The following is a 20,959-nucleotide window of genomic DNA, read 5'->3' as shown; positions in this document are numbered from 1 at the left end:
CGCCTCGGATGGTTCGCAGCACCCCGGCGACGAGTTGCGCTTCGCCGTCGTGAACTTCTCACCCGAAGGCTTCGCAGACTAAGCATCGCTATGGTGTTCGATCACAAACTCACGGATGCAGGCATTCACCTCGTCCGGAACTTCTGCCGGCAGAGCATGTGAAGCGTTTTGCCACAGGTGATGACGCCACGTGGGCACTACCGACTCGATCCGCTGAATCGCCTTACCGGCGTCGTGAATACTCGCCCCGGCCAAGAGAACCTGGGCCGGAACTTCTATTGAACGCAGGAGACGGTCACCGGGAAGGAGCAGTGGTGCCGTACGCATAGGCGGCACAAAAGCGGCAAAGCCAGCCACAAACAGCCCCGCAAGCGAATCCACAAAACTACCCAGCGCGGGGTGACCCATGACCCACGACGCGGCGTGTCGCGCCCGCCCGGAATGCGGTCGCGACAACAAGAGCCCGAGGCTTCGCCAGAATCTGCCCGAGAGTCGAGTCACCGTACTGGCCGGATCAACCAGCGTCACTGTGGCCAACCGGCGGGGCGCCCGCGCCGCCGTGTTGGTTGCAAGCCAACCGCCATACGAGTGCCCGACCAGGTGCACATCGCGTAACCCCAGCCCTTCAAGCACCGCGTCGACGTTGCGTGCGCAGTCTGCGGCCGTCGGCATCGTCTTCGATTGAACGCTTGCCCCAGGCTGGCCGAGCACGTCCATCGCGTACACAGTGAAACCGCGTGTTAGATCGGCGACCTGCTGCCACCACATGGCCGAGGTCAGGAAGAAGCCGTGTATCAGCACGACCGGCACTCCCCCAGGCCGCCCGTGCTGATACACCCGAACCGTTCCGAACTCGGTTGGAACGTCGTGCACGAGATCCGGCTGCGGACTGAGTGCGCGCATCTCGTCATAGGCTGCCAAATACCGCTGCCGTGCGTGCGCGTTCCTGAAACCACCGCCAGCTATGCCCAAGACGGGAACCTCTCTGGTGGGCGAACGCGACCGCCGAAGCAAGGTTAGCTACCTTCGCGTTCACTCAATCAAGTTTTCAACCTAGCCTTACCCGTCTCGTTTTCTGAAGCAACCAGACAGTGGGAGAGGCCTGCGTCTTGCCACAACGGGCCAGGCCGCGGTGTGTCGGTTCTTTTCTACACAGCGGGTCTCGGATACCGGGCGGCGACAGTTAGTGAGAAGTGTTGACGTGACGGCACTCTCGGGTAGGCGCGTGTCAGCACCACCGGCCGCGACTTCGCCGCCACGCAATCCGCGCTGCCCGCCGACTCAGAGTTGTCGCCGGATGTCGAGGAGGTGGTGTTGCAGTTCGTGCGCGGTGTGGACGGCGACCCAGCGCAATGATTGCTCACTAGTCGCGGGATAGTGATAGACAACTGTGCGATCCCAGTCCGCGGCGGACAACCGAGTCAGCACATTGGCGAATAGCGCTGCGGCGTCAGTGAGTTGGCGAGCGACGGCGGTGGGGTCTTGCTCGTTGTAGCCCTCGTGCTCCGCGCGCTCCTCGCGACCCATCGGCGCGCAATCGGCGCCGTTAACGCGTCGGGCTGCAAGCACCCGTTCGCGCTGCACGAGCAGCACATCTCGCAGATGACACGCGTACTCGAGCGGAGACCAGACGCCGGGCCGAGGACGCCGACACACGTGGACCGCGTCATTACACAGAAGCGCAACAACTTCGGCTGTCTCGGCGCGGATGTCGCCGGCGGCGGCTGCGGCGCGGCGCATGTCATAGACGAATCCACAGTCGGCACAAGGGTCTGTCACGCACCCATCATTTCAGACCTGCACCTGGCATCAAGGCGAGATAGCCATCCAATGGGGATCCATGCGACCGGACGGAAAAGGGTTGTGGCCGTTGGCAATACGGAGGGGCCTTTCGCTGGTCACCGTGCAAGGGGGCCGCCCAACGACAGCCGAGCCCGCGGGCAGCCAGGCGAGGGCGGTTGCCGCAGTGACACACCCCACACTTTGCGCTGAGGGTAGCCTTGCCTAAATCACCGCGGTATGGTCCCCGCATATGACCTTCTCCAATCCCCCCGTGCCCCGCACCGTCGAAGATCAGTTGGTCAGGATCCTCCATGATGACCGCGCCTTAAATCGCCAATCCACCATTCTCACAACCGATTTGACCGCCGCGGGGCCTAGCGCATGAACGTCCTTGCCGCCGCGATGCGTGAGGCGATGACCCGGTCACCCCACGACCTGGTGGTCTTGGACAAAGAGGCCGACCAATGGAAGGCGTACCCGTGGCCCGAAGTCCACGGGATGGCCGAACGCATCGCTACGCGGCTGCTGCAGCAGGATCGCATCGGGGCCGTGGGGCTGGTCGGTGAGCCGACCGTCGAGTTGGTCGCCGCCATTCAGGGCGCGTGGCTGGCCGGCGCGGCCGTATCGATCCTCCCGCGCCCACGGCGCGGGGCCGATCCGTCCGATTGGGCGAACAGCACGTTGGCCCGATTCAGCGGAATCGGGGTCAGCATGGTCCTCAGCCACGGGGCCACCCTGCACCTCCTCGGCGATGCCGAGTCCGCCCTGACGATCTGCGACCTCCGCGGGGCCGCCCACACCCGAACATCGAACAGCCCTCATGGACAGGCGGATTCGAAGCACGCGATTCTGCAGGGGACGGCCGGCTCGACCGGCAATCCGCGCACGGCCGCCTTATCGCCGGCCGCCGTGTTGAACAACATGCGAGGCATCGCCGACCGGCTCCAGCTCGACGGCTCGTCGGACCGCGGCTGTTCGTGGCTGCCGATCTATCACGACATGGGCTTGGCCTTCCTCCTCAGCTGCGCGCTGAGCGGGATGCCGTTATGGCAGGCGCCGACGGGCGCGTTCTCCGCCGCACCGCTGCGCTGGGCGGAGTGGCTTTCGGCCAGCGCGGCGACGTTCACCGCTGGACCGAACTTCGGGTACGCCACGCTCGGCCGCTTCTCGGGCCGGGTGTCGGACGTCGACCTTGGATCGCTTCGGATTGCCATCAACGGCGGAGAACCCGTCGACTGCGCGGGATTCGACCGGTTCGCAACGGCCATGGCGCCCTTCGGTTTCCGCGCATCCGCGGCCACCCCGGCCTACGGGATGGCCGAGGCGACCTGCGCCGTCACGATGCCCGAACCCGCAACGGGATTGCGCATCGACGAGCGCACCGAGTCCGGGAACCGCCAGAAATATGCTCTGCTGGGCCGGCCGATCCCCGGCATGGAGCTACGGATACGCCCAGCCGAGAACAATCCGGACGACCGGATCGGAGAAGTCGAGATTCGTGGAACGTCCATGATGGACGGGTATTTCGGCGACGCTGGCACCCCTGCGGGTCTCGATGCGCAGTGGTTTCGCACGGGAGACATCGGCTACCTGGTGGACGGCGCGCTGGCGATCTGTGGTCGTTCCAAGGAGGTCATCACCATCGCCGGCCGCAATATCTTTCCCACCGAAATCGAACAGGTGGCCGGACAAGTCGAGGGCGTGCGGCAAGGCGCAGTGGTGGCGGTCGGGTCCGAGTCCGGGGCCGCCCAGTCCCGCTTGCTCATCGCTGCGGAGTTCCTGGGCTCGGACCATGATGTGACCCGCAGCGCCGTCATCAAACGGGTCATCTCGGTGTGCGGCGTGACCCCGGCCGACGTCGTCTTGATGCCGCCCGGGTCGCTGCCCCGGACCTCCTCGGGCAAGCTCAGGCGACTCGAGGTGGGCCGGCAGCTTGCCACCTGAGGCCGGCGGTTTCATGACGACCGACCAACCGGCGGCTGCGCTTCCACGGGAGCTCACGGACATCAGCGAGGCGGTCCGCAACGCTCCGCCCCCGCCGATACCGGAACTGGTGTGGCCCAACGAGATTCGCGTCGCCGACCCCGACAGCCCGGACGCGGAAATGGTGGCGGAGTGGATGAACCGGCCGCATCTGGCCGAAACCTGGGAGTACGACTGGCCGGTGGCCCGTTGGCGTCACCATCTGCGCGCCCAGGTCGATGGCGCATACTCGAGACCGCTCATCCTCAGCATCAAGGGTGTGGATCGCGCGTACCTGGAGATCTACCGGGCCGCCAAGGACTCCATCGCCCGGTACTACGCCAGCCAGCCACACGATCTTGGACTGCACGGGGCCATCGCGGACCAGGAATTGGTGAACCGCGGGCTGGGGCCGCTGGTTCTCCGTAAGGTCATCGCCAGCATTCTGGTCATTGACCCTGCGTGCCAACGGATTATGTTCGACCCCGACCATCGCAACACGACGGTGCGGCGGCTCTGCGAATTCCTGCGCTGCGAATTTCTCGGTGAACACGACATGCCGAACCGGCGAATGGCGCTGTACGCGCTGGAGCGGACAACGGGTCATTAGATCTCGGCTTTCCCCGTCACGAAAAGAACGCCAGGACGGAACGCTTATCGGCACATTCCCGGTATCGCGCCCCGGCGGCGTGTAGTGAATTGACCTCAATCTGCGGATTAGTACCCTGATTGACAGCTCAGTACGGGGTGGAAATTCCTGCCCGCGAGGAGCTGCCTAAACCAAGCTAGCCATCGACGGTGTCATGGGACTTCCCTATATAGATGAGAAGGCGCTTGTCGCCGAAGCTGGTGGTGACCCCTGGGCGATTAATGCAAGCCTGCAGGCTGGCAGTCCGTTGCACATTTCGAATTTAGCCAGTGCCTTTCATCGCGCGGGCCGATGCACCGCGGAGTCCGACAACGCCTTCCAGCAAGCCCGCAGCCGCTTCGAAGCCGCCTGGAACCACCAGGAGGGCGGTCATCCGATTAACGACTCCGAAGAAGTCCAGCGGGTGGTGAAATCTCTTGGGGCGCAGTCGTTGCAGCTACCCAAGATTGGTGCGGACCTCGAGAACATCGCCGCGGCGTTGGCCGACGCACAGAAGGCCGGCGCGGCGCGGATCGCTGCTCTGGACGCGCAGTTGAAGAGCATCTCGGACTCGGTTGTGCAGGCCGTCAACCTGTTGAACAACGACAAAAGCCTCACAGCCGCAGACAAGGATGCAGTGCATGCTTTCATCAACACGTGTGAAGACGACGCCCTTCGGGACACCAAGGCGGCGCTAGCTGCACTGGAGTCAATTCGCAACGGCTACTCCGACGGCCTTAAGAAGTCGCTGGATAGCCTCCATGCCGAAGGGTATGACGGCGCGCCCCTCCACGGCGCCGACGCTGACGGTGTCGCCCCGCCGTCACCCGCCCAACAAGCCGCACTGGCGGAGATCCGCCAAGTCATCAAGCAGGCGGTGGCGGACCAACTGGCCAAGGTGCGCGCTGCGCGGGACGCTCTCAATAAGGCCGCGGCCGACGCGTACACCCACGGCCCAGGGTCGCCGGAAGCCGAGGCCGCCAATGCCAGGCTGCCCAAGCTCAAGGACGATCTCGCGAAGGCTCTCGACGACCTGCGCAAGCTGCCCGACTACACCGGCATCGATCCCGCGTCGGTGAGCGTCACCCCCGACGGGCATTTCATGTTCACCTACAACGACAAGGGACAGCCCGTACAGGTCACCGGTCAACTCAAGAACGGAACGGGCGAGTTCTTCGACCAGGCCACCGGCACCTACTACAGCTTCAACGGCGGCAAGTTGACCGGCATGCGCACACCGGATCCCGGGCAAGTGGAAGCCACCCCCGAACCGCTATGGACCGCCATCACCGTGGCGGTCGGTGGGCCAGGGCTGAAGGCAGGCGGGGAGGCGCTTTTACAAGGCGCGAAGGCGCTATTCGGTCGAGAAGCGTTTGAGGGCCTGACGTCCGAAAGTCTGACGGCCAGTGGCATGAGCGGGCCAGAGTTGCGTGCCGCCCTGGCCGAGGCGGATCTTCCCCCGCACGGTGCACCTGGGATTGGAGGTGAACCCGTCCCCGGCACGCATCCTCTTGAGCCGCCTCCGGTCGAGCACGCGCCGCCGGCCGCCGATGCACCCGTCGACCATGCGCCAGCTGGGCCTCACGCACCTGTGTTGCCCGACAGCCCACCACCCGTTGTGATTGATCCAGCGCACCCGGAATTCATCCTCGACGACCCCCTGCGCTACATGCCTCCCGAGTTGCGAGCGCTATCTGAACAGCATCTGACCGGCAGCGGCGAAACCGTCCTCGGACCATTCCAACCAGAGAACGGAGGCCCCTCCTACATCGACGTCGCGCGCGACCACAATGCCAGTTATTTTGATCTCGGCGATGCGTGGTATTCATTCACACCCACTGAGCAACTGGCTGCCAATCAGCATGTACTGGATGTCGCGATCGCAAACCGGGACAGTATTACACTGTCAGTACCGTATGACGAGATCAAGCCCAACACCTTCACTGCTGCCGAGATCCAATATATCAAAAACCACGGCTATCAAAGGATCGGCGACTCTACCTTTATTCCACCACAATTGGGAGGTAGGCGATGAGGACCCTATTAGAGTTCTACCTTAACCACTTCGATTTTTTGTACCTCGACCCGCGCTACCGGATTACAAATTCGAAGACAGGGAACGCCACCATCAATGGATCATTGACCGTGACGGGACCGATTATCATGTGGCTGGTGGTCAACGACCGGGGACAAATGCAAATCTCACTAGCGCCAACGTGTCTTGCGTTGCCGCGAAACTGGTTTTGGGTCTCGCTCATCAAGCAATATATCAACCATGAACCCGAAATCGAGTACCTCTCCGCGACCGATGAGATTGAGTGGATGCGCCAGAATGCCACTCGTGTCGAAGAGCTTTTCTCCGACTCGTCTACAGTGGCGAACGTGTGTGAAGAATTGAAGGAGTTGAGACGCGCTAATGCAGACAAATATTGGTCACAATAGCGTGAGGGCGGCCCTGGCCAGATCCGACCTTTTATTTCGCACAAATAGGATCCGGAGAAAATGAAGACATTGCTGGAGTTCTTCATTGAAAACTTCGGGTTCTTGTATGTGGATCCCCGCTATCGTATTACGGATTCGGTCACGTCCGGCATATCCACAATCAACGCCGGCCTGAATCTGACGGGCCCGCTTCTCAGCTGGTCTATAGACAACGATCGAGGAATCCTGGGGTTTGCCGTCGCACCGACTGAACTGGCAGGCGCACCGGACAACTGGTTCGGAATATCGGTCATTCGACAGCACCTCGACGACTACGACGAGCTGAACCGCGCGGGCCCCGCGGAGATGGCGACGTGGACTCGCACCAACCTCAGCCGCATCGAAGAAATGTTCTCTTCAGCTAACGCGCAAAGGTCATGCGAAGTGTTAATCGCCCGACGAAAGGCGCAGGCCTATAAGTACTTCGGCCCGCCAATTACGTAACCCTGCACACGCTACACGAATGCACCGCGCCCGCTAAATCCACGCTACGAGCGCACCCACCGCGAAATCTCCGGAGTAACCGGATCGGTAATGTCATCGAATTCGGGATGCTTCTTGAGCACCGTGCCGATCATCGAGCACACCGGAACAATGCGCTTGCCCTCCTCGCGCGCCTCGTTGAGCGCCTCCTCGACCAGGATGGTCGCCAGCCCACGCCCGCCGTACGCGGGATCGATTTCGGTGTGGTAGAAGACGCGTTGTTCGCCGCGGTCGGCGAAATCGGCCAGCCCCACCGTCTTACCGTCGACGGCGATCGTGTACTTGCCGTCCTCCAGGCTCACCGTGGCTTCGGCGCCGGTCTTATCGGTTGTCATCTGTGTCTCCCTTTCTTTGCGGTACTGGCCGTGGCCGGAGCCGAACGGTCGGCAGCGGAGGCGCGGGCAACCGGGCGACGTTTCCCCGGTAGCCCCGGACGGCGCCGAATCGATCGTCGGCGTCCTCCCACAATTGGCGGTAGTCGGCGATGTCCTGGTGGCTTCGGCCGACGAAGTTCCACCACATCACCAGCTCTTCGGTGAACGGCGCGCCGCCGAGCAGCAACACCCGCGCCGGCCCCTGCCCCGCGTTGTGCATCTGCAGCTGCGCCGGCCCTGGGCTTCGATACGCCAAGTCGGCGATCGTCAGGGCCGTCCCGTCCACGCGCACGGCCCCTAAGTCACAGAGCACCCCGTGCTCGAAGGTGGGGTCGACGTCGACGTCGAGCGTGGTCCCGGGGTCGAGTTCGATCTGGGCGCCCAATAGCGGTGTGAATGTCGTTACCGGCGACCGGCTTCCGGCGAGCTCACCGAGAAAGACGTGCACCCGCGCGCCCGGCAATGCCACGGGCGCGGGCGCGTAATGGGCGAAGTCTCGCCCGGTGTCGCGGTCGGAGCCGGGCAGCGCGACCCAGAGCTGGACACCGTGCAAGGGGGCGCCGGAGTTCACCGACACTTCCGAATGACAGATGCCGGCACCGGCGGTCATCAGATTCAGCTCGCCGGGCCGAACGGCCGCATGTACGCCGGCGCTGTCGCGGTGCTCCACTTCCCCACTGAACAACCAGCTGACGGTTTGTAGTCCCGTGTGCGGGTGCGGCGGCACATCCATCCGCGCGGCCACCGGGCCGTAATGGTCGATGAAACACCACGCGCCGACGAGCGAGCACTGCCGTTGCGGCAGTGTGCGTTGCACCCGAATCGCCCTAGGGCCGCCCAACGGCACTTCGCGCGGATGCAGCACGTCTACCGTCGTCGGGGTGTCCGAGTGTTGTGAAGCGGCACAGGAGAGTTCGGCCGGGGCGACCTCTAGGTTGCTCATCGTCCATCCTCCGTCGCGGGCCCGCACGCAGCGCCGTCATCCGCGACCGTACCCGGCGTCCTTACTTGCGCGGGGGCCGCAGCACCTTCATGGCGAGCCGCATAACAGGCTCGGGCACCCGATCCTTCATCGACAGCGCACTATCGGCGGCCCGGGACCGCAGCGGGGTGCCGCGCCCGAAGACCCGGTTCAGCGCTCCCCCGGACGGCTCGAGGACCACATGCAGCGGCGGGGTCCCGACGGCGGCGCCCAGCGCGTTGGAGATGACCATCCGCTGAATCTCGCTGGTCCCCTCAAAGATGGTGTACAGCTTGGCATCCCGATACCATTTCTCGACAGGATGGTCGGTGATGTAGCCCCAGCCGCCCATGGTTTGGATGGCCCGCTCGGTGGCCTTGACCGCGACTTCGCTGGCGGCCATCTTCGACATAGAACCCTCGCCCCGCTCAAAGGGAACGTTGTTGGCCGCCATCCACGACGCACGCCAGGTGAGCAACCGGGCGGCGTCGATCTGGGTGGCCAGCTCCGCCAGCGGGAAGGCGATGCCCTGGTTGTCGATGATCGGGCCGCCGAAGGCCTCGCGCTCAGTGGCGTAGGTGGTGGCGTATTCGAGTGCTGCGCGCGCGATGCCGATGGCCTGGGCGGCGACCATGGGCCGGGTCTGCTCGAAGGTGCCCAACGTCGCCGAACCGGACCGCTTGCCGCCCGCCACCACCTCCCTGGCCTTTGCGAGCTTGTGTTCCAGCTTCTCGTGTCCGCCAAGCAGATTCGCTGCCGGAACGCGTACACCCTCGAAAAGCAATTCGGCGGTATGGGAGGCTCGGCAACCCAGCTTGTCCAGCTTTCGCACCAGTTTCAGGCCGGGTGTGCCCCCCGGCACGACGAACAAGGCCTGGCCGCGGTGGCCGAGCTCCTCGTCGACCACGGCGTTGACCACGTGCACGTTGGCGATGCCGCCGTTGCCGATCCACATCTTGTGGCCGTCGATGATCCAGTCGTCACCGTCGCGGCGCGCGTGGGTGCGAAGGTTGCGCACATCGCTGCCGCCCTCCGGCTCGGAGATGGCCAGCGCGGCGAGTTTGAGATCGCCTGGCGTGCCGAAACATTCGGGCGCCCACTCCAGCATCTGCTCGGGGGAAGCGGCCTGGCCGATCGCGGACAGCGCCAGCGCCGGCATGACAATCGCCAGCCCGATCCCGGCGCAGCCCCAAAACAGCTCCTCCATGAACATCGGTAGGGAGATACCGGTCGGATCACCGATGAGATCGCGGTAGAACAGCGGGCTGTAAAAGCCGCGCCGCGCCGCCTCCTCCAGCACCGGCCACGGGAACTCCTGGCGCTGGTCATACTCGAGCGCTACCGGGCGGATGCATTCTTCGGCGAAATCGTGTGTCCGCTTGGCAAGGTCGTGCTGTGCTGCCGTCGGGGTCAGGTCGAACGTCATGGGTGCGCCTCTGGGTCGACAGACTGGTCCTGCCGACCCCGACTACCCCGTTGGCCGGCTCAGCAAACTGCCGCCCCGGGTGTCGCCAAAATGTCAGGCGGCCGAACGAGGTTTGATTTGCGCCAGCGGCAGGTGCAGCACCACCGCAGGCACCGCGACGGCCTCGTGTTCGTGGCGTGCCAGCAGCGCCGCGTTCTCGGGCAGCTGTCGGGCATTGATCTCGCCGGAGGCAATGCGTCGCAGGACCTCGTGGGCGTGGGCGAGCTGTTCCCGCTTGCGGTACTGGCCGCCCGGCAGCTTCACGCCCGCCCACACGCCGTACTCCTCGCGGTGCGCGATGGCGTGTGCGGCGCACCGGCGCTGCTGGGCCAGCGGGCAGCGGCGCAGGCACTGGATTCGCGCCTCAGTGGCCGACCGCTCGTATGCGCGCGCCTTCGCGGCGCCGTCACCACCGTCGTCGTCGGGGTAGCCGAACCAAAGTTCCGGGTTGGCTGCGCAGGGGTGTCCCATGTCGGTCTCCTTGTCGAGCGTGAAACGTAGACAGAAGCGTATACAGATGATGCTGCCCAATGCAAGAGAAACGTGACGGAAACGTATAAACCGATAAGCCTGACCGCCCCTGTGTAATATCCGGCCCATGGCCGGAGCGTGCGGTGACCCGTGAATCCGCTGGTGCGGCTATCCGCGCGTTGCGTGAATCGCGCGATTGGTCACTAGCCGATCTCGCCGCCGCGACCGGGGTCAGCATCATGGGACTGAGCTTTTTGGAGCGCGGCGCCCGCAAGCCGCACAAAAGCACAGTTCAGAAGATCGAAAATGGCCTTGGCCTGCCACCGGGCACCTATTCGCGGCTCCTGGTGGCCGCCGATCCGGAGGCCGAGCTGGCGCGTTTGATGGCCGCCCAGCCGCCGGCCCCGGTGCCCGCGCGGCGCAGCGGGCCGGTGGTGGTCGACCGCCACAGCGACACGGAAGTGCTGGAAGGCTATGCCGAGGCACAGCTCGACGCCCTCAAATCCGTCATCGATCGACTGCCTGCGACAACATCAAACGAATATGAGACGTATATTCTGTCTGTGATCGCGCAATGCGTGAAGGCCGAGATGCTGGCCGCCAGCTCCTGGCGGGTGGCGGTGGGCGCCGGGGCCGACTCGACCGGCCGGTTGATGGAGCATTTGCAGGCCCTTGAGGCGACCCGCGCTGCGCTGTTGAAGCGGATGCCGAACAGCCTGAGCGCCCGCTTCGACCGAGCGTGCACGCAGTCGTCGCTGCCGGAGACCGTCATCGCCGCACTCGTCGGCGTCGATGTCGACGAGATGTGGGACATCCGCAACCGGGGAGCGATCCCGCCGGGCGCCCTCCCCCGCGTGCGAGCCTTCACCGACGCCGTCGAGTCGCGACCAGAAGGTGCGAGCCAGGACGACGACGGGGGACATCATGAGTGACACCGACGTCGAGGCGCTGAGCCGGGCCCACCAACTGTTCGCCGGCCGCACCCAGCCGTCGTCCCTGGATGCGGCGACCGGGCATTACCGCAACGTGTTGCAGCGCGCCGCCCGGTTGGGCAACACGATGGCGCACGGCGGTTACCAACTCGCGGTCGACCACAGCCGGCAACGCCTCACGGCGGCAGCCGGCACCGATACCGCGGCCGGCGACATCATCGCCGGCGCGCACCGCGACCGGGCGCAGGCCCGCGAGCTGACCAGGACGGTCCTGGACGCGGCCCTCGCGGATGCCGCCACGACGCCGTCGACGCCGTTGGCCCAGCGAGAGGCGCTGCGGCGGCGCGCGACTCGGCTACGAACGCAGCGGGCCCACGTCGTGTCGGCCCGCCTGCGCGCGCGACGGCGGCATGCAGAACTGCTCGCCTTGCGCTATCGGCTGCGCCGGCTGGGCATCTCGGGGCTGGGAGGCGTGCCGGCCGACCGAGCGGCGGTGGCGGTGCGTGCGGCATTGTCCCGACTGGGCCGGCCGTACGTGTGGGGAGCGACCGGACCCGACCAGTTCGACTGTTCGGGCCTGGTTCAGTGGAGCTACGCGCAGGCCGGCATTCACCTGGATCGCACCACCTATCAACAGATCAACGACGGTATCCCGGTGGCCCGCTGGCAAGTGCGGCCCGGGGATCTGGTGTTTCCGCACGCCGGCCACGTGCAGCTGGCCATCGGGAACAACCTCGTCGTGGAGGCGCCCTATTCGGGTGCCTCGGTGCGAATCAGCCGACTGGGCAACAACGTTGCGATCCGCCGACCGATATGACACAACACGAGCGCCCGGCGACGCGGGCACGACGAGAAGGGTGAGGCCGATGCCGGAACAACCCGGACCTTCGTTAGAGGCCGTCGAGGCGCGGCGCTCGGCACTGGCAAGTCGGCACGGCGCCGCATCCGAAGCCGACCGTTTGCTGAACGAGGTGCTTTCCAGCGCTCACGATGCGGCGCGCGAGAGCGTCAGGCGGCTGGACTCCATCGCCGAAGAGATCGAGCACGCGACCGTGCACCAGGCGGACCTCGCCCTCGATACGCCCATGGGGGCGCGTGAGTTTCAGAAGTTCCTGCTGACCAAGCAACGCGAGATAGCGTCGGTCGTGGCCGGGGCGCGCGAATTCGGGCAGGCCAAAAAGGCTGTGCTGCAGAGTCTTCGGGACCAGTACGCCGCCGAAAGCGGCTAAACGGAACTAGTCCACACCGCACAGCGCACTGAATTGTCACCGACCATGCCCCTGAGTACCGTCGCCCGACATGGAGGGGTCGCGTGTTTCCCGGCAGCAGCGTTCGAGCGGGCTGCGCCGCCGCCTGCCCAGCTGATGTCCGCGTACGACGACCTGCTTGCCGCGGTCAAACACGTGCGAGACCGCACCGGCGATCCGAACGCATGGCAGACGGGATTGGCGCCCGCCGAAGTGACCGCAGTAATCACCCCGACCACCCGGCCCGACCAGGTTGAGGCGATCTTGCGCAAGATCCGCCAACAGCATCCAGGCGTCTTCGGCGCAAAAGCAACGCCCAACCCGCCCGTGGGCCGACCGCCCGCCGAGACCGCGCCGCCGCCGGATCGCGAATCGGGGGAGGCAGCCGATGCCATCGCGCACGCTGAAGCCGCTCTGGCACAACAGAACTCGGCCAGCTCGCAACTGGACATGCAGGTGGTCTCGGCCATCCTGAACGCGCACCTGCGTGCGGTGGACGGCAGAGACGCGCTCACCAGGCTGCAGCATGAGACCGAAGCAGCGGTACGGACCAGGTCAGACCTGGACACTCCGGCGGGAGCGCGCGACTTCCAGCGGTTTCTGATCGGCAAGCTCCGCGATATCCGCGAGGTCGTCCTGAACGCGAGCCTGGACGACACGTCGAAGTCAACGCTGATGGCCGCCTGGACGGCGCTGTACGACGCCTCCAAGGGCGACTCGAAGGCTGCTGGCGAACAACCGCGGGCGGCGGTGGCCGCTGGTGATGCGGCGGCGGGAGCGCCCGACGATCTCGACGCCGAGTGGGATCCGCTGCTGGACTCCGTGTTTGGCGACGATGACGGACTGCTGCCCGGCGATGTTCCGAGTCCGGGTGCGGTCGCCGGCACCGCGATCCCGCCCGCCCCGCAACAGCCGTTCGCACCGGCCATGCCCACCTTTGGTGGCGGTTCCCTGCCGGGGCTGGGCTCGGTGCCCGGATCCATGGCCGGTTGGGACGGGGTCGGCGGGCTTCCCGGCTTACGCGGTGCCGACGGGACCGACCCGGCTCTGGAAGAATTTGCCGACGACGAACTGCCCGACGCCGAAGACCAGGATCCGGGCGCGCAGGACGCCTCGAACGAATCCAGCGACGGGACCGCTGATCAGCCGGACACGTCGGATGAGCCGACGGCCGGACCCACACCGTTGACCCTGCCGGACGGTGAAACGGTCACCGCTGCGAGCCCGCAGTTGGCCGCCGCGATCAAGGCCGCCGTCGGAGGCACGCCGATAGCCGAGGCCTTCCAGCAACAGGGAATGACCATCCCCCCACCGGGAACCGCGGTCCCCAGCCCCATCGATTCCCTGCAGGTGACCCCGGGCGATATCGGGATGTTCACCGATCGTCACGCGTTGGCCCTCAGCCCCGGCAAGGCGCTTCTCGATGGCCAAATTCAACGCATCGCCACCATCAGCGGGCCGAGCTTCCTAGGCTGGGAACATCCGCCGGCGGCGACCGCGGCACCAGCGACGCCGGCCAAGCCTGACCCACCGACACCTACCCGGCCGGCGACCTCGTCGACCACCTGACCACAATGAACTCGTCGGCAGTGCCGGCGGTCGTCAACAGGAGACAGCGGATGGCAGATTCGATTCATGTAGTGCCTGCGCACCTACGTCAGGCTGCCGCGCACCACCAGGACACCTCGGAGTACCTGCGTACCGTCCCGTCGTCGCACCCCGCGATCCAAGAGAGCCTCGATTCGCTCGGGCCAATCTTCAGCGAGCTGCGTGACGCGGGCCGTGAGCTGCTGGAACTTCGACGCCAGTGCTACGAGCAGCAAGCTGCCGACCACGCCGATTTGGCTGACAAGCTGACCGATTCGGCGGCGATGTGGGAACAGCACGAGCAGGAGGCGGCCGGGAAGTTCGGCGACATCGTCGACCGCGGTCGATGACCGACGCGAATCCCGCTTTCGACACTGTTCACCCGAGTGGACACATTCTCGTCCGCTCCTGCCGCGGCGGCTACATGCACAGCGTCGCGCTGAGCGAAGAGGCGATGGAAACCGATGCCGAGACGCTGGCGCAGGGCATTCTGTTGACCGCCGACGTCTCATGCCTCAAAGCGTTGCTGGAAATTCGCGACGAGATCGTCGCCGCCGGGCACACGCCCTCCGCGGAGGTTCCCACCCCGCGCGACCTCGACGCGGCCATCGAGAAGTTGCTGGCGCACAAACTGCGTCGCCGCAACGGCGCGGTCTAGCGGGCCGTCACGCGAGCCGCCGGTCTAGCGGAGCCACGGCTTGACGACGCTGGGATCGGGCGCGATACCGGTCGGCGGCTCTACCGGATTGGGGCCGAACAACTCTCGTGCGCGAGCCAGCAAGCTGCGGACCTCGTCGAGTTGCTGCTGCAGTGCAGAATCAGCCATGCCCTCACGCTACCCACGGCCCTGCGACCGCACAATTCACTGACCGCACAAGTCGTCGGCCGGGTCCCGGTACGCTTAGCCGGTGGCGGTCTTCGGTCGGATGTCGGCGCGCCAGCGCCTCCGGAGAGCTACCCGGGAATCCCTGGCGATGCCGGCTTTCAGCTCTCCTATCGACTGCACCCCGTGGGTGACAGGCGGGCTGTGGCCTGCCGAATTGTCGACGGTGACGGCCGAAACGGCAACTCTCGCTGAACATCTCAAGGCCGACCTGCAACGAATTGCGCACGCCGCCAACGACGAGCTGAAGTTACTCAAGCGGGCGGGCATGACCGACCCGTCGCGCCAGGCGGCCGAGGCGCGCGTCATCGAGGAGGCCCGGGCCCGCGCCGTGCGCCGAGTCGAATCGACGATCCGCTACCTGCATGCCGTGAAGAGCGGAGCCCGACCCCCCGCTCCTCCCCCACCGCGGCCGGAGCCGCCCCGCGCGGACCTGGACACGACGCAGGTGCTGCCCACAATCGGCGAGGTCAGGGCCGTTCCCGAGGCGCCCGCGCCGGGTCGACCAGATCCGACACCACCGAGCGCAAGGCGTCGTCGTCGCCAGTCCGCGCCCGACCCGGTCGCCGACAGTGCATCGCCGCAGGCGGCTCGGCGGGAACCCGCCGACGCGTCCCACCTCGACGAGACACAAGTCATCCCGGTGATCAGGGCCGAGCCGGATCTGCCGGCGCCGCCGCAGGCTGTGCCCGAGCCGCCTTCGGACGAGGCCGACTCCGGCCGACACCACGCAGTCGTCGAGCCGCCCGCCGTCAAGGACGAACCGGAGGCGGCCAGCGAACCGGCCACTTCCGACGACGAGCCCGTCGGGACCACTGACGCATCCCATCTTGAGGAGACGCAGGTCATTCCGGTGATCACGCATGCGGAGCCGGCGCTCGAGGCACCGGTGCAGCGTGCACCCGAGCCGGCACCGGACCAGGCCGACTCCGGCCGCCACCACGCGATCGTCGACGAGCCGGTCACCGCCAGCGCGGAGCCCGAGGTGCCGCAGGAAGCCGCCGCCGATGCCACGCCGGAAGCCGCCGGTACCACGCCGGTCGAGGTCGAGCCCGAGACGGCCGCCTTCGCCCGGCCACCCATCGAAAAGCCCTCACCACCAAAGGGCTTCGACGACCAGCGGCTGAACCGACTGCTCGAATTCGTGGTACGGCAGGAGCCGCGCCTGAATTGGGCGATCGGAGATCGCGCCGACGGCACGACGGTGTTGGTCACCGATCTCGCTCACGGATGGATACCGTCAGGCATCAGCCTGCCCGCGGGAATTCGGTTGCTGGAACCCGAGCGCCGCAGCGGCAGGGTCGCCGCGCTGATCGGCGAAACGGCCCGCGTCGTCACTTACACTCCCGGTGATTCATTGCGCCGCTCGGTCGATTTCGCCGCCACCCGATCGTCGGTGGAGCCGCGCGCACTGCCCGCCATCGATGATCTGGCGAGCGTGCTCAGTGCGACTACGCGCGGGCGTGACGACCTGCCCAAGATCGTGCCACGGTTGGCGGAAGCCGCCGCCGCGGGAACCGTCGTCGTCGACCAGGAGGTCGACGTGCTGCGGGTCCATCTCGACACCGCGCGCTACCAGCTCCTCGTTCAGTATCCGAACGTCAATCCCGCGCTTCTGCTCAAGTGCCTCCTGATGGCCGCCACCGAGGGCATCGCCAGCGGCGACTCGGTGTCGGCGAACTACCACCTCGCGTGGTACCGAAAGCTCGCCGCGTGACCGCCCGGCAGGTTGGCTGCACACCGGTCCGCGTCTGAATTGACGCTGTTCGGAGGGCTCGACGATACTGTCACGGTGGCGGGTTCGGGCAGTCGCGCGAATCTCAGCGAGAAGGATCTCGTCGAATCGGTTCTTCGGGAACTGAGCGAGGCGGCCGACAAGTGGGAAGCCCTCGTGGCGCAGGCCGAAGCCGTTACCTACAGCGTCGACCTGGGCGACGTCTATGCGGTCGCGAATTCCGACGGCCGGCTGCTCAAGCTGACTCTGCATCCCGGGGTGATGACCGGGTACGGCCACGGAGAGCTGGCCGAACGCCTGAACCTCGCGATCACCGCACTGCGCGAGGAAGCCGAGGCGGAGAACCAGGCGAGTTACGGCGGCCCCCTGCACTGACGCGTTTCACGCGCTCATCGCCCGGCGCTTGGTTGATGGGCGCCGGCTCTCTTCGCGCGTCTCACGCGCTCATCGCCCGGCGCTTGGCTGATGGGCGCCGGCTCTCTTCGCGCGTCTCACGCGCTCATCGCCCGGCGCTTGGCTGATGGGCGCCGGCTCTCTTCGCGCGTCTCACGCGCTCATCGCCCGGCGCCGGGAGGACCCGCGAAGGCCTGGGCGATCCGCAACCAGCGCTGGGCGTCTTCGCCCTGGGCGGTGATGTCGAGCGCGCTCAGCGGGCGTCGCTGGGTGACCAGGTAACAGAAATCCTCGGCGGACCCGCGGACACGCTGCTCGGCCTCGGGCGGCCCCCACGACCAGGTGTCGCCGCCGGGTCCGCGCAGCTCGACCAGGAACGGCTCGGCCGGCGGCGCCAAGTTGTTGACGGCGAAGGCGAAATCGCGGGTGCGGACCCCCAGGTGAGCGATCGACCGCAGGCGTTCGGTCGCCGGCCGCGTCACGCCCAGCGCGTCGGCGACATCGAGGCCGTGCGCCCAAGTCTCCATCAGTCGAGCGGTGGCCATCGATGCCGCACTCATCGGTGGCCCGAACCACGGAAGTTTGCGGCCCGCTTCGACCGTAAGCAGCGCCTCGTGCAGCCGTCCCCGGGTGACCCGCCAGTCGGCGAGTAGGTCGGCGGGCGCCAGCGCCGCCAGCTCTTCGGCGCCTTTGTCGACGAAGCCCGCCGGGTCCGCCGCCGCGCCCGCCAACACCTCGGCGAATCCGGGCTCGTCCGTGACCGCGATCAGCGCGACCCGATCCGTCCACAGCAGGTGGCCGACCTGATGCGCGATGGTCCAGCCGGGCGCTGGAGTCGGATCGGCCCAGCGTTCGGGCGGCAACGGCGCCACCAGCTCGTCGAGCGCGTCGCTTTCAGCACGCAGGTCGTCGACCATGGGTGCGGGACCGGTCATCGGAGCCGCAGACTGTCGGGTGCGGCCGTCGGACAAAGCACGTCTGTACCTTAGCGATCGTTGGCTTGCTCGCCGCGGCGCCCGATGACACCGTGCACGGCCAGCCCGACCAGGTACAGCACCGAGCCGAACAGCGCGAACGCGGGCGCGTGCCCGTCATCGGGAATCAAGATGCCGGCCACCGTGATCGAAACGATGAACGCGACCCAGAACAGCGCGTCCTGCACGGCGAACACGTGCCCGCGAAGGGCGTCGTCGACGTCTATCTGGATCGCGGTGTCGGCGCAGAGCTTGACCATCTGCCCGGTGACGCCGAGCAAGAAGCCGCACGCGACCATCACCGGAACCAACAGCTCGGCGCCGGCGACCTCGATGATCGCCGACGCCGCCAACGCGCCGTTGGCCGTCGCGTAGCGCCCCCACCGGCGTATCGCCGGCGGCGTCAGGACGTTGGCCAGAAAGGCGCCCAGCCCCGCGGCGCCGAAGAACAGTAAGGCGGTGCCGAATCCCCCGCCCTTGAGGTTGGGCATGTGATGGACCAGCAACAACACCAGCAGCGAGTTGATGCCGACGACCATCCGGTGGGCGGCCAGGCCGGACAGGGTGGCGGCGACCGTGGGGCGTTGCGCCACCGTGCGCGCACCGTGCAGCCAACCGGTGATCACCGCGTAGATGACCGGCCCGTGGATTGCCCGCCAGGTGTCGTCGGGGCCGAGCACCCGGGCACCGAACCGCCACGACAACAGCAGGGCGATCGACACCGGAACCGCGGTGATGAACACGATCGCCGACGCGCCCTTGTCGCTGGCGCCGAAGATGAAGCGGGGCACCAGCATGAAGTTTGCGCCGAAGAACGCCGCGATGGCCCCGGATGCGGTGGCGACCGAATTCATCGTCACCACCTGCTCGCGCGGCACCACATGCGGCAACGACGCCGATAGGCCCGACCCGACGAACCGGGCCAAACCGTTGGCGAACAGCGCACCCAGCAACAGCGGCAGGTCACCGGCGCGCACCGCCAGGATGGTGCCGATCGCGGCGATCAGGACCAGTCGGCCGATGTTGGCGCCGACCAGCACCAGCCGCCGGTCCCAGCGGTCCATCAGCGCGCCGGCGAACGGGCCCAGCAGCGAATACGGCAGAAACAGAACCGTGAAGGCGCGCGCGATGGAAAGCGGATCCGCGGCCCGGTCCGGGTTGAACAGCAGCGCCCCGGCCAGCGCCGCCTGAAACAAGCCGTCGCCGAATTGGCTCGCCACGCGCACCTGCAACAGCCGCCAGAAATCGGGCAAACCGCGCACCGACCGCCAAATCTCGACGGGTGCGCTGGACTGCATCCGGGTGGGGATCACCAAAACCGACTTCCAGGATTGGGGTTGGCAAAGCTCGCGCGATCAGAGCGGTCCCAACCACAGTACAAATCTCCCTGGCCTACCCCCGCGATTGCCCTGGGCCACGATGCACCGGATGCGATGATGGTGTGGTGCCCCCGCAGGAGGATCCCGAGGACTATGTCGCACCCGCCGCGCAACGGGTGCGCGCGGGCACTTTGCTGCTCGCCAACACCGATCTTCTCGAGCCGACGTTTCGGCGCAGCGTGATCTACATCGTCGAGCACAATGACGGAGGCACGCTGGGTGTCGTGCTGAACCGCTCCAGCGAAACCGCGGTCTACAACGTGTTGCCTCAATGGACCAAGCTCTCGGCCAAGCCGAAGACGATGTTCATCGGCGGACCGGTGAAGCGTGACGCCGCGCTGTGCCTGGCGACGCTGCGCGTCGGCGCCGATCCCGGGGACGCGCCGGGCTTACGGCACGTGGACGGCCGGGTGGTCATGGTTGATCTGGACGCCGACCCCGACCTGATCGCGCCGCTGGTCGAAGGGGTGCGGATCTTCGCGGGCTACTCGGGCTGGACTATCGGTCAGCTCGAGGGCGAGATCGAACGCGACGACTGGATTGTGTTGTCCGCCTTGCCATCCGACGTACTGGTCGGACCGAGGTCAGACCTGTGGGGCCAGGTGCTGCGGCGCCAGCCGCTGCCGCTGTCGCTGCTGGCCACCCACCCGATCGACATCAGCCGCAATTAGGGCCGCTCCCCCGGTTTCCGTTCAGGAGCACGACTGCGTGCAGCCGACGCAGCTGCCGGCGCAGGCGGGCCCCGCCGCTTCCTGACGCAGCGCGAAGCGGGCGCTCTGCCACGAGCCCGCGGCCAGCGTTCCTAGCGCGCCCACCACGCACACGATGAGTACCACCAGTGCGGTGTCCGGGACGGCGGCCATGGCGACCGCGCCGCCGGCGGCCAACATCACAGCGGCCGCTAACTGGGTCGGCGCCATCGCGCGCAGCGCCAACGCAGTGGCACCGACGTTTTGGTTGTGCGCCAGCGACCAGGTGCCGAACCCCGCCGAGGCCACCGCCGCACACATGCACAGCACGCCCGCAATCAGCATGGGGTCACAATACGAGCCGGGTGACCGGCCCGCGAATCCGGCTCGGCGGGCCGTCCTCAGTGCTGCAGGAACGAGAAGTTCGGCAGCGGGGGCAGGCCCGGCACCATGGCCAGCAGGCTGGGGGTGTGCTGCTGGGTCAATGTCGGCGTCTGCGCGGGCAGTCCGACGGGAGCCGCCGGCGCGGTCTG

Annotated in this window: 23 protein-coding genes and 2 pseudogenes; 14 read left to right on the top strand and 11 right to left on the bottom strand. The window is 66.6% G+C overall.

Annotated features, from left to right (window positions below; genetic code table 11):
• Positions 1 to 78: 78 nt before the first annotated feature.
• The gene (locus DQP58_RS17335; RefSeq protein ID WP_240629905.1) at positions 79 to 972 is read right to left on the bottom strand and encodes an alpha/beta fold hydrolase; all 894 of its coding nucleotides are present in this window, start codon (positions 970 to 972) and stop codon (positions 79 to 81) included.
• 309 nt (positions 973 to 1,281) lie between these two features.
• Entirely contained in the window at positions 1,282 to 1,740 is a 459-nt protein-coding gene (locus DQP58_RS17330) for a DinB family protein (protein ID WP_112709515.1), read from the bottom strand.
• Positions 1,741 to 2,163: 423 nt separating this feature from the next.
• On the opposite strand from DQP58_RS17330, the gene mbtM reads away from it, so the two are divergent.
• The 5 genes from mbtM to DQP58_RS17305 all read left to right on the top strand — a co-directional run bounded on the left by mbtM (position 2,164) and on the right by DQP58_RS17305 (position 7,297).
• The gene (gene mbtM / locus DQP58_RS17325; protein WP_112709514.1) at positions 2,164 to 3,726 is read left to right on the top strand and encodes a long-chain-fatty acid--ACP ligase MbtM; all 1,563 of its coding nucleotides are present in this window, start codon (positions 2,164 to 2,166) and stop codon (positions 3,724 to 3,726) included.
• Positions 3,727 to 3,739: 13 nt separating this feature from the next.
• Positions 3,740 to 4,354, top strand: coding sequence for a GNAT family N-acetyltransferase (locus DQP58_RS17320; protein WP_112709513.1), 615 nt, complete (start codon positions 3,740 to 3,742; stop codon positions 4,352 to 4,354).
• A 193-nt stretch (positions 4,355 to 4,547) separates the two neighbouring features.
• Entirely contained in the window at positions 4,548 to 6,407 is a 1,860-nt protein-coding gene (locus tag DQP58_RS17315) for a hypothetical protein (RefSeq protein WP_112709512.1), read from the top strand.
• Positions 6,404 to 6,814, top strand: a complete 411-nt coding sequence (locus tag DQP58_RS17310) for a hypothetical protein (RefSeq protein ID WP_112709511.1) — start codon at positions 6,404 to 6,406, stop codon at positions 6,812 to 6,814. The genes DQP58_RS17315 and DQP58_RS17310 overlap by 4 nt, the downstream gene beginning before the upstream one ends.
• Before the next feature lie 60 nt (positions 6,815 to 6,874).
• Positions 6,875 to 7,297 carry a hypothetical protein gene (locus DQP58_RS17305; protein WP_112709510.1) on the top strand — a complete coding sequence of 141 codons (423 nt, stop codon included), beginning with the start codon at positions 6,875 to 6,877 and terminating at the stop codon, positions 7,295 to 7,297.
• Between the two features lie 44 nt (positions 7,298 to 7,341).
• On the opposite strand, the gene DQP58_RS17300 is transcribed toward DQP58_RS17305, so the two are convergent.
• The 4 genes from DQP58_RS17300 to DQP58_RS17285 all read right to left on the bottom strand — a co-directional run bounded on the left by DQP58_RS17300 (position 7,342) and on the right by DQP58_RS17285 (position 10,607).
• The gene (locus DQP58_RS17300; RefSeq protein ID WP_112709509.1) at positions 7,342 to 7,671 is read right to left on the bottom strand and encodes a GNAT family N-acetyltransferase; all 330 of its coding nucleotides are present in this window, start codon (positions 7,669 to 7,671) and stop codon (positions 7,342 to 7,344) included.
• A complete protein-coding gene (locus tag DQP58_RS17295) occupies positions 7,658 to 8,653 on the bottom strand; it encodes a pirin family protein (RefSeq protein ID WP_112709508.1) in 996 nt (331 codons plus the stop codon). The genes DQP58_RS17300 and DQP58_RS17295 overlap by 14 nt, the downstream gene beginning before the upstream one ends.
• A 61-nt stretch (positions 8,654 to 8,714) precedes the next feature.
• Positions 8,715 to 10,097 carry an acyl-CoA dehydrogenase family protein gene (locus DQP58_RS17290; RefSeq protein WP_112709507.1) on the bottom strand — a complete coding sequence of 461 codons (1,383 nt, stop codon included), beginning with the start codon at positions 10,095 to 10,097 and terminating at the stop codon, positions 8,715 to 8,717.
• A 93-nt stretch (positions 10,098 to 10,190) separates the two neighbouring features.
• On the bottom strand, positions 10,191 to 10,607 hold the full coding sequence (locus tag DQP58_RS17285; RefSeq protein ID WP_066861759.1) for a WhiB family transcriptional regulator: 417 nt from the start codon (positions 10,605 to 10,607) through the stop codon (positions 10,191 to 10,193).
• 143 nt (positions 10,608 to 10,750) lie between these two features.
• On the opposite strand from DQP58_RS17285, the gene DQP58_RS17280 reads away from it, so the two are divergent.
• From DQP58_RS17280 to DQP58_RS17255, 6 genes are all read left to right on the top strand, one after another.
• Entirely contained in the window at positions 10,751 to 11,539 is a 789-nt protein-coding gene (locus tag DQP58_RS17280) for a helix-turn-helix domain-containing protein (RefSeq protein WP_112709506.1), read from the top strand.
• A complete protein-coding gene (locus DQP58_RS17275) occupies positions 11,532 to 12,356 on the top strand; it encodes a C40 family peptidase (protein ID WP_112709505.1) in 825 nt (274 codons plus the stop codon). The genes DQP58_RS17280 and DQP58_RS17275 overlap by 8 nt, the downstream gene beginning before the upstream one ends.
• 49 nt (positions 12,357 to 12,405) lie before the next feature.
• A complete protein-coding gene (locus tag DQP58_RS17270; protein ID WP_112709504.1) occupies positions 12,406 to 12,768 on the top strand; it encodes a DUF4226 domain-containing protein in 363 nt (120 codons plus the stop codon).
• A gap of 135 nt (positions 12,769 to 12,903) precedes the next feature.
• Positions 12,904 to 14,355, top strand: a complete 1,452-nt coding sequence (locus tag DQP58_RS17265; protein ID WP_112709503.1) for a DUF4226 domain-containing protein — start codon at positions 12,904 to 12,906, stop codon at positions 14,353 to 14,355.
• A gap of 50 nt (positions 14,356 to 14,405) precedes the next feature.
• The gene (locus DQP58_RS17260) at positions 14,406 to 14,723 is read left to right on the top strand and encodes an ESX-1 secretion-associated protein (protein WP_066861971.1); all 318 of its coding nucleotides are present in this window, start codon (positions 14,406 to 14,408) and stop codon (positions 14,721 to 14,723) included.
• The gene (locus DQP58_RS17255; RefSeq protein ID WP_112709502.1) at positions 14,720 to 15,031 is read left to right on the top strand and encodes a DUF2694 family protein; all 312 of its coding nucleotides are present in this window, start codon (positions 14,720 to 14,722) and stop codon (positions 15,029 to 15,031) included. The genes DQP58_RS17260 and DQP58_RS17255 overlap by 4 nt, the downstream gene beginning before the upstream one ends.
• 24 nt (positions 15,032 to 15,055) lie before the next feature.
• Here DQP58_RS17255 and DQP58_RS26840 read toward each other — a convergent pair whose 3' ends face one another.
• Complete coding sequence (locus tag DQP58_RS26840; protein ID WP_165827902.1) at positions 15,056 to 15,199, bottom strand: hypothetical protein; 144 nt, start codon at positions 15,197 to 15,199, stop codon at positions 15,056 to 15,058.
• 82 nt (positions 15,200 to 15,281) lie between these two features.
• Between DQP58_RS26840 and DQP58_RS17250 the strand changes: the two genes are divergently transcribed.
• Both DQP58_RS17250 and DQP58_RS17245 read left to right on the top strand, forming a co-directional pair.
• Positions 15,282 to 16,973, top strand: coding sequence for a DUF5631 domain-containing protein (locus DQP58_RS17250; protein WP_112709501.1), 1,692 nt, complete (start codon positions 15,282 to 15,284; stop codon positions 16,971 to 16,973).
• A gap of 75 nt (positions 16,974 to 17,048) precedes the next feature.
• Positions 17,049 to 17,366: a DUF2710 family protein gene (locus tag DQP58_RS17245; protein ID WP_112709500.1), complete on the top strand. Its 318-nt coding sequence runs from the start codon at positions 17,049 to 17,051 to the stop codon at positions 17,364 to 17,366.
• Positions 17,367 to 17,545: 179 nt separating this feature from the next.
• Here DQP58_RS17245 and DQP58_RS17240 read toward each other — a convergent pair whose 3' ends face one another.
• Both DQP58_RS17240 and DQP58_RS17235 read right to left on the bottom strand, forming a co-directional pair.
• Positions 17,546 to 18,319 carry a TIGR03084 family metal-binding protein gene (locus DQP58_RS17240; RefSeq protein WP_112709499.1) on the bottom strand — a complete coding sequence of 258 codons (774 nt, stop codon included), beginning with the start codon at positions 18,317 to 18,319 and terminating at the stop codon, positions 17,546 to 17,548.
• 50 nt (positions 18,320 to 18,369) lie between these two features.
• Positions 18,370 to 19,702 (bottom strand): annotated as a pseudogene (locus DQP58_RS17235) (MFS transporter).
• A gap of 97 nt (positions 19,703 to 19,799) precedes the next feature.
• Between DQP58_RS17235 and DQP58_RS17230 the strand changes: the two are divergent.
• Positions 19,800 to 20,408, top strand: coding sequence for a YqgE/AlgH family protein (locus DQP58_RS17230; RefSeq protein WP_112709497.1), 609 nt, complete (start codon positions 19,800 to 19,802; stop codon positions 20,406 to 20,408).
• 21 nt (positions 20,409 to 20,429) lie between these two features.
• Here the strand turns inward: DQP58_RS17230 and DQP58_RS17225 are convergent, their stop codons facing one another.
• Together DQP58_RS17225 and DQP58_RS27650 are read right to left on the bottom strand one after the other, a co-directional pair.
• Positions 20,430 to 20,771, bottom strand: coding sequence for a hypothetical protein (locus DQP58_RS17225; protein WP_112709496.1), 342 nt, complete (start codon positions 20,769 to 20,771; stop codon positions 20,430 to 20,432).
• Between the two features lie 56 nt (positions 20,772 to 20,827).
• Positions 20,828 to 20,959 (bottom strand): annotated as a pseudogene (locus DQP58_RS27650) (LpqN/LpqT family lipoprotein); the annotation flags it as partial.

This window comes from Mycobacterium colombiense (assembly GCF_003284975.1).
Lineage (GTDB): Bacteria > Actinomycetota > Actinomycetes > Mycobacteriales > Mycobacteriaceae > Mycobacterium > Mycobacterium europaeum_A.
The sequence above is the reverse complement of the archived record's forward strand: the minus strand, read 5'-3'. Positions and strand labels throughout refer to the sequence as shown.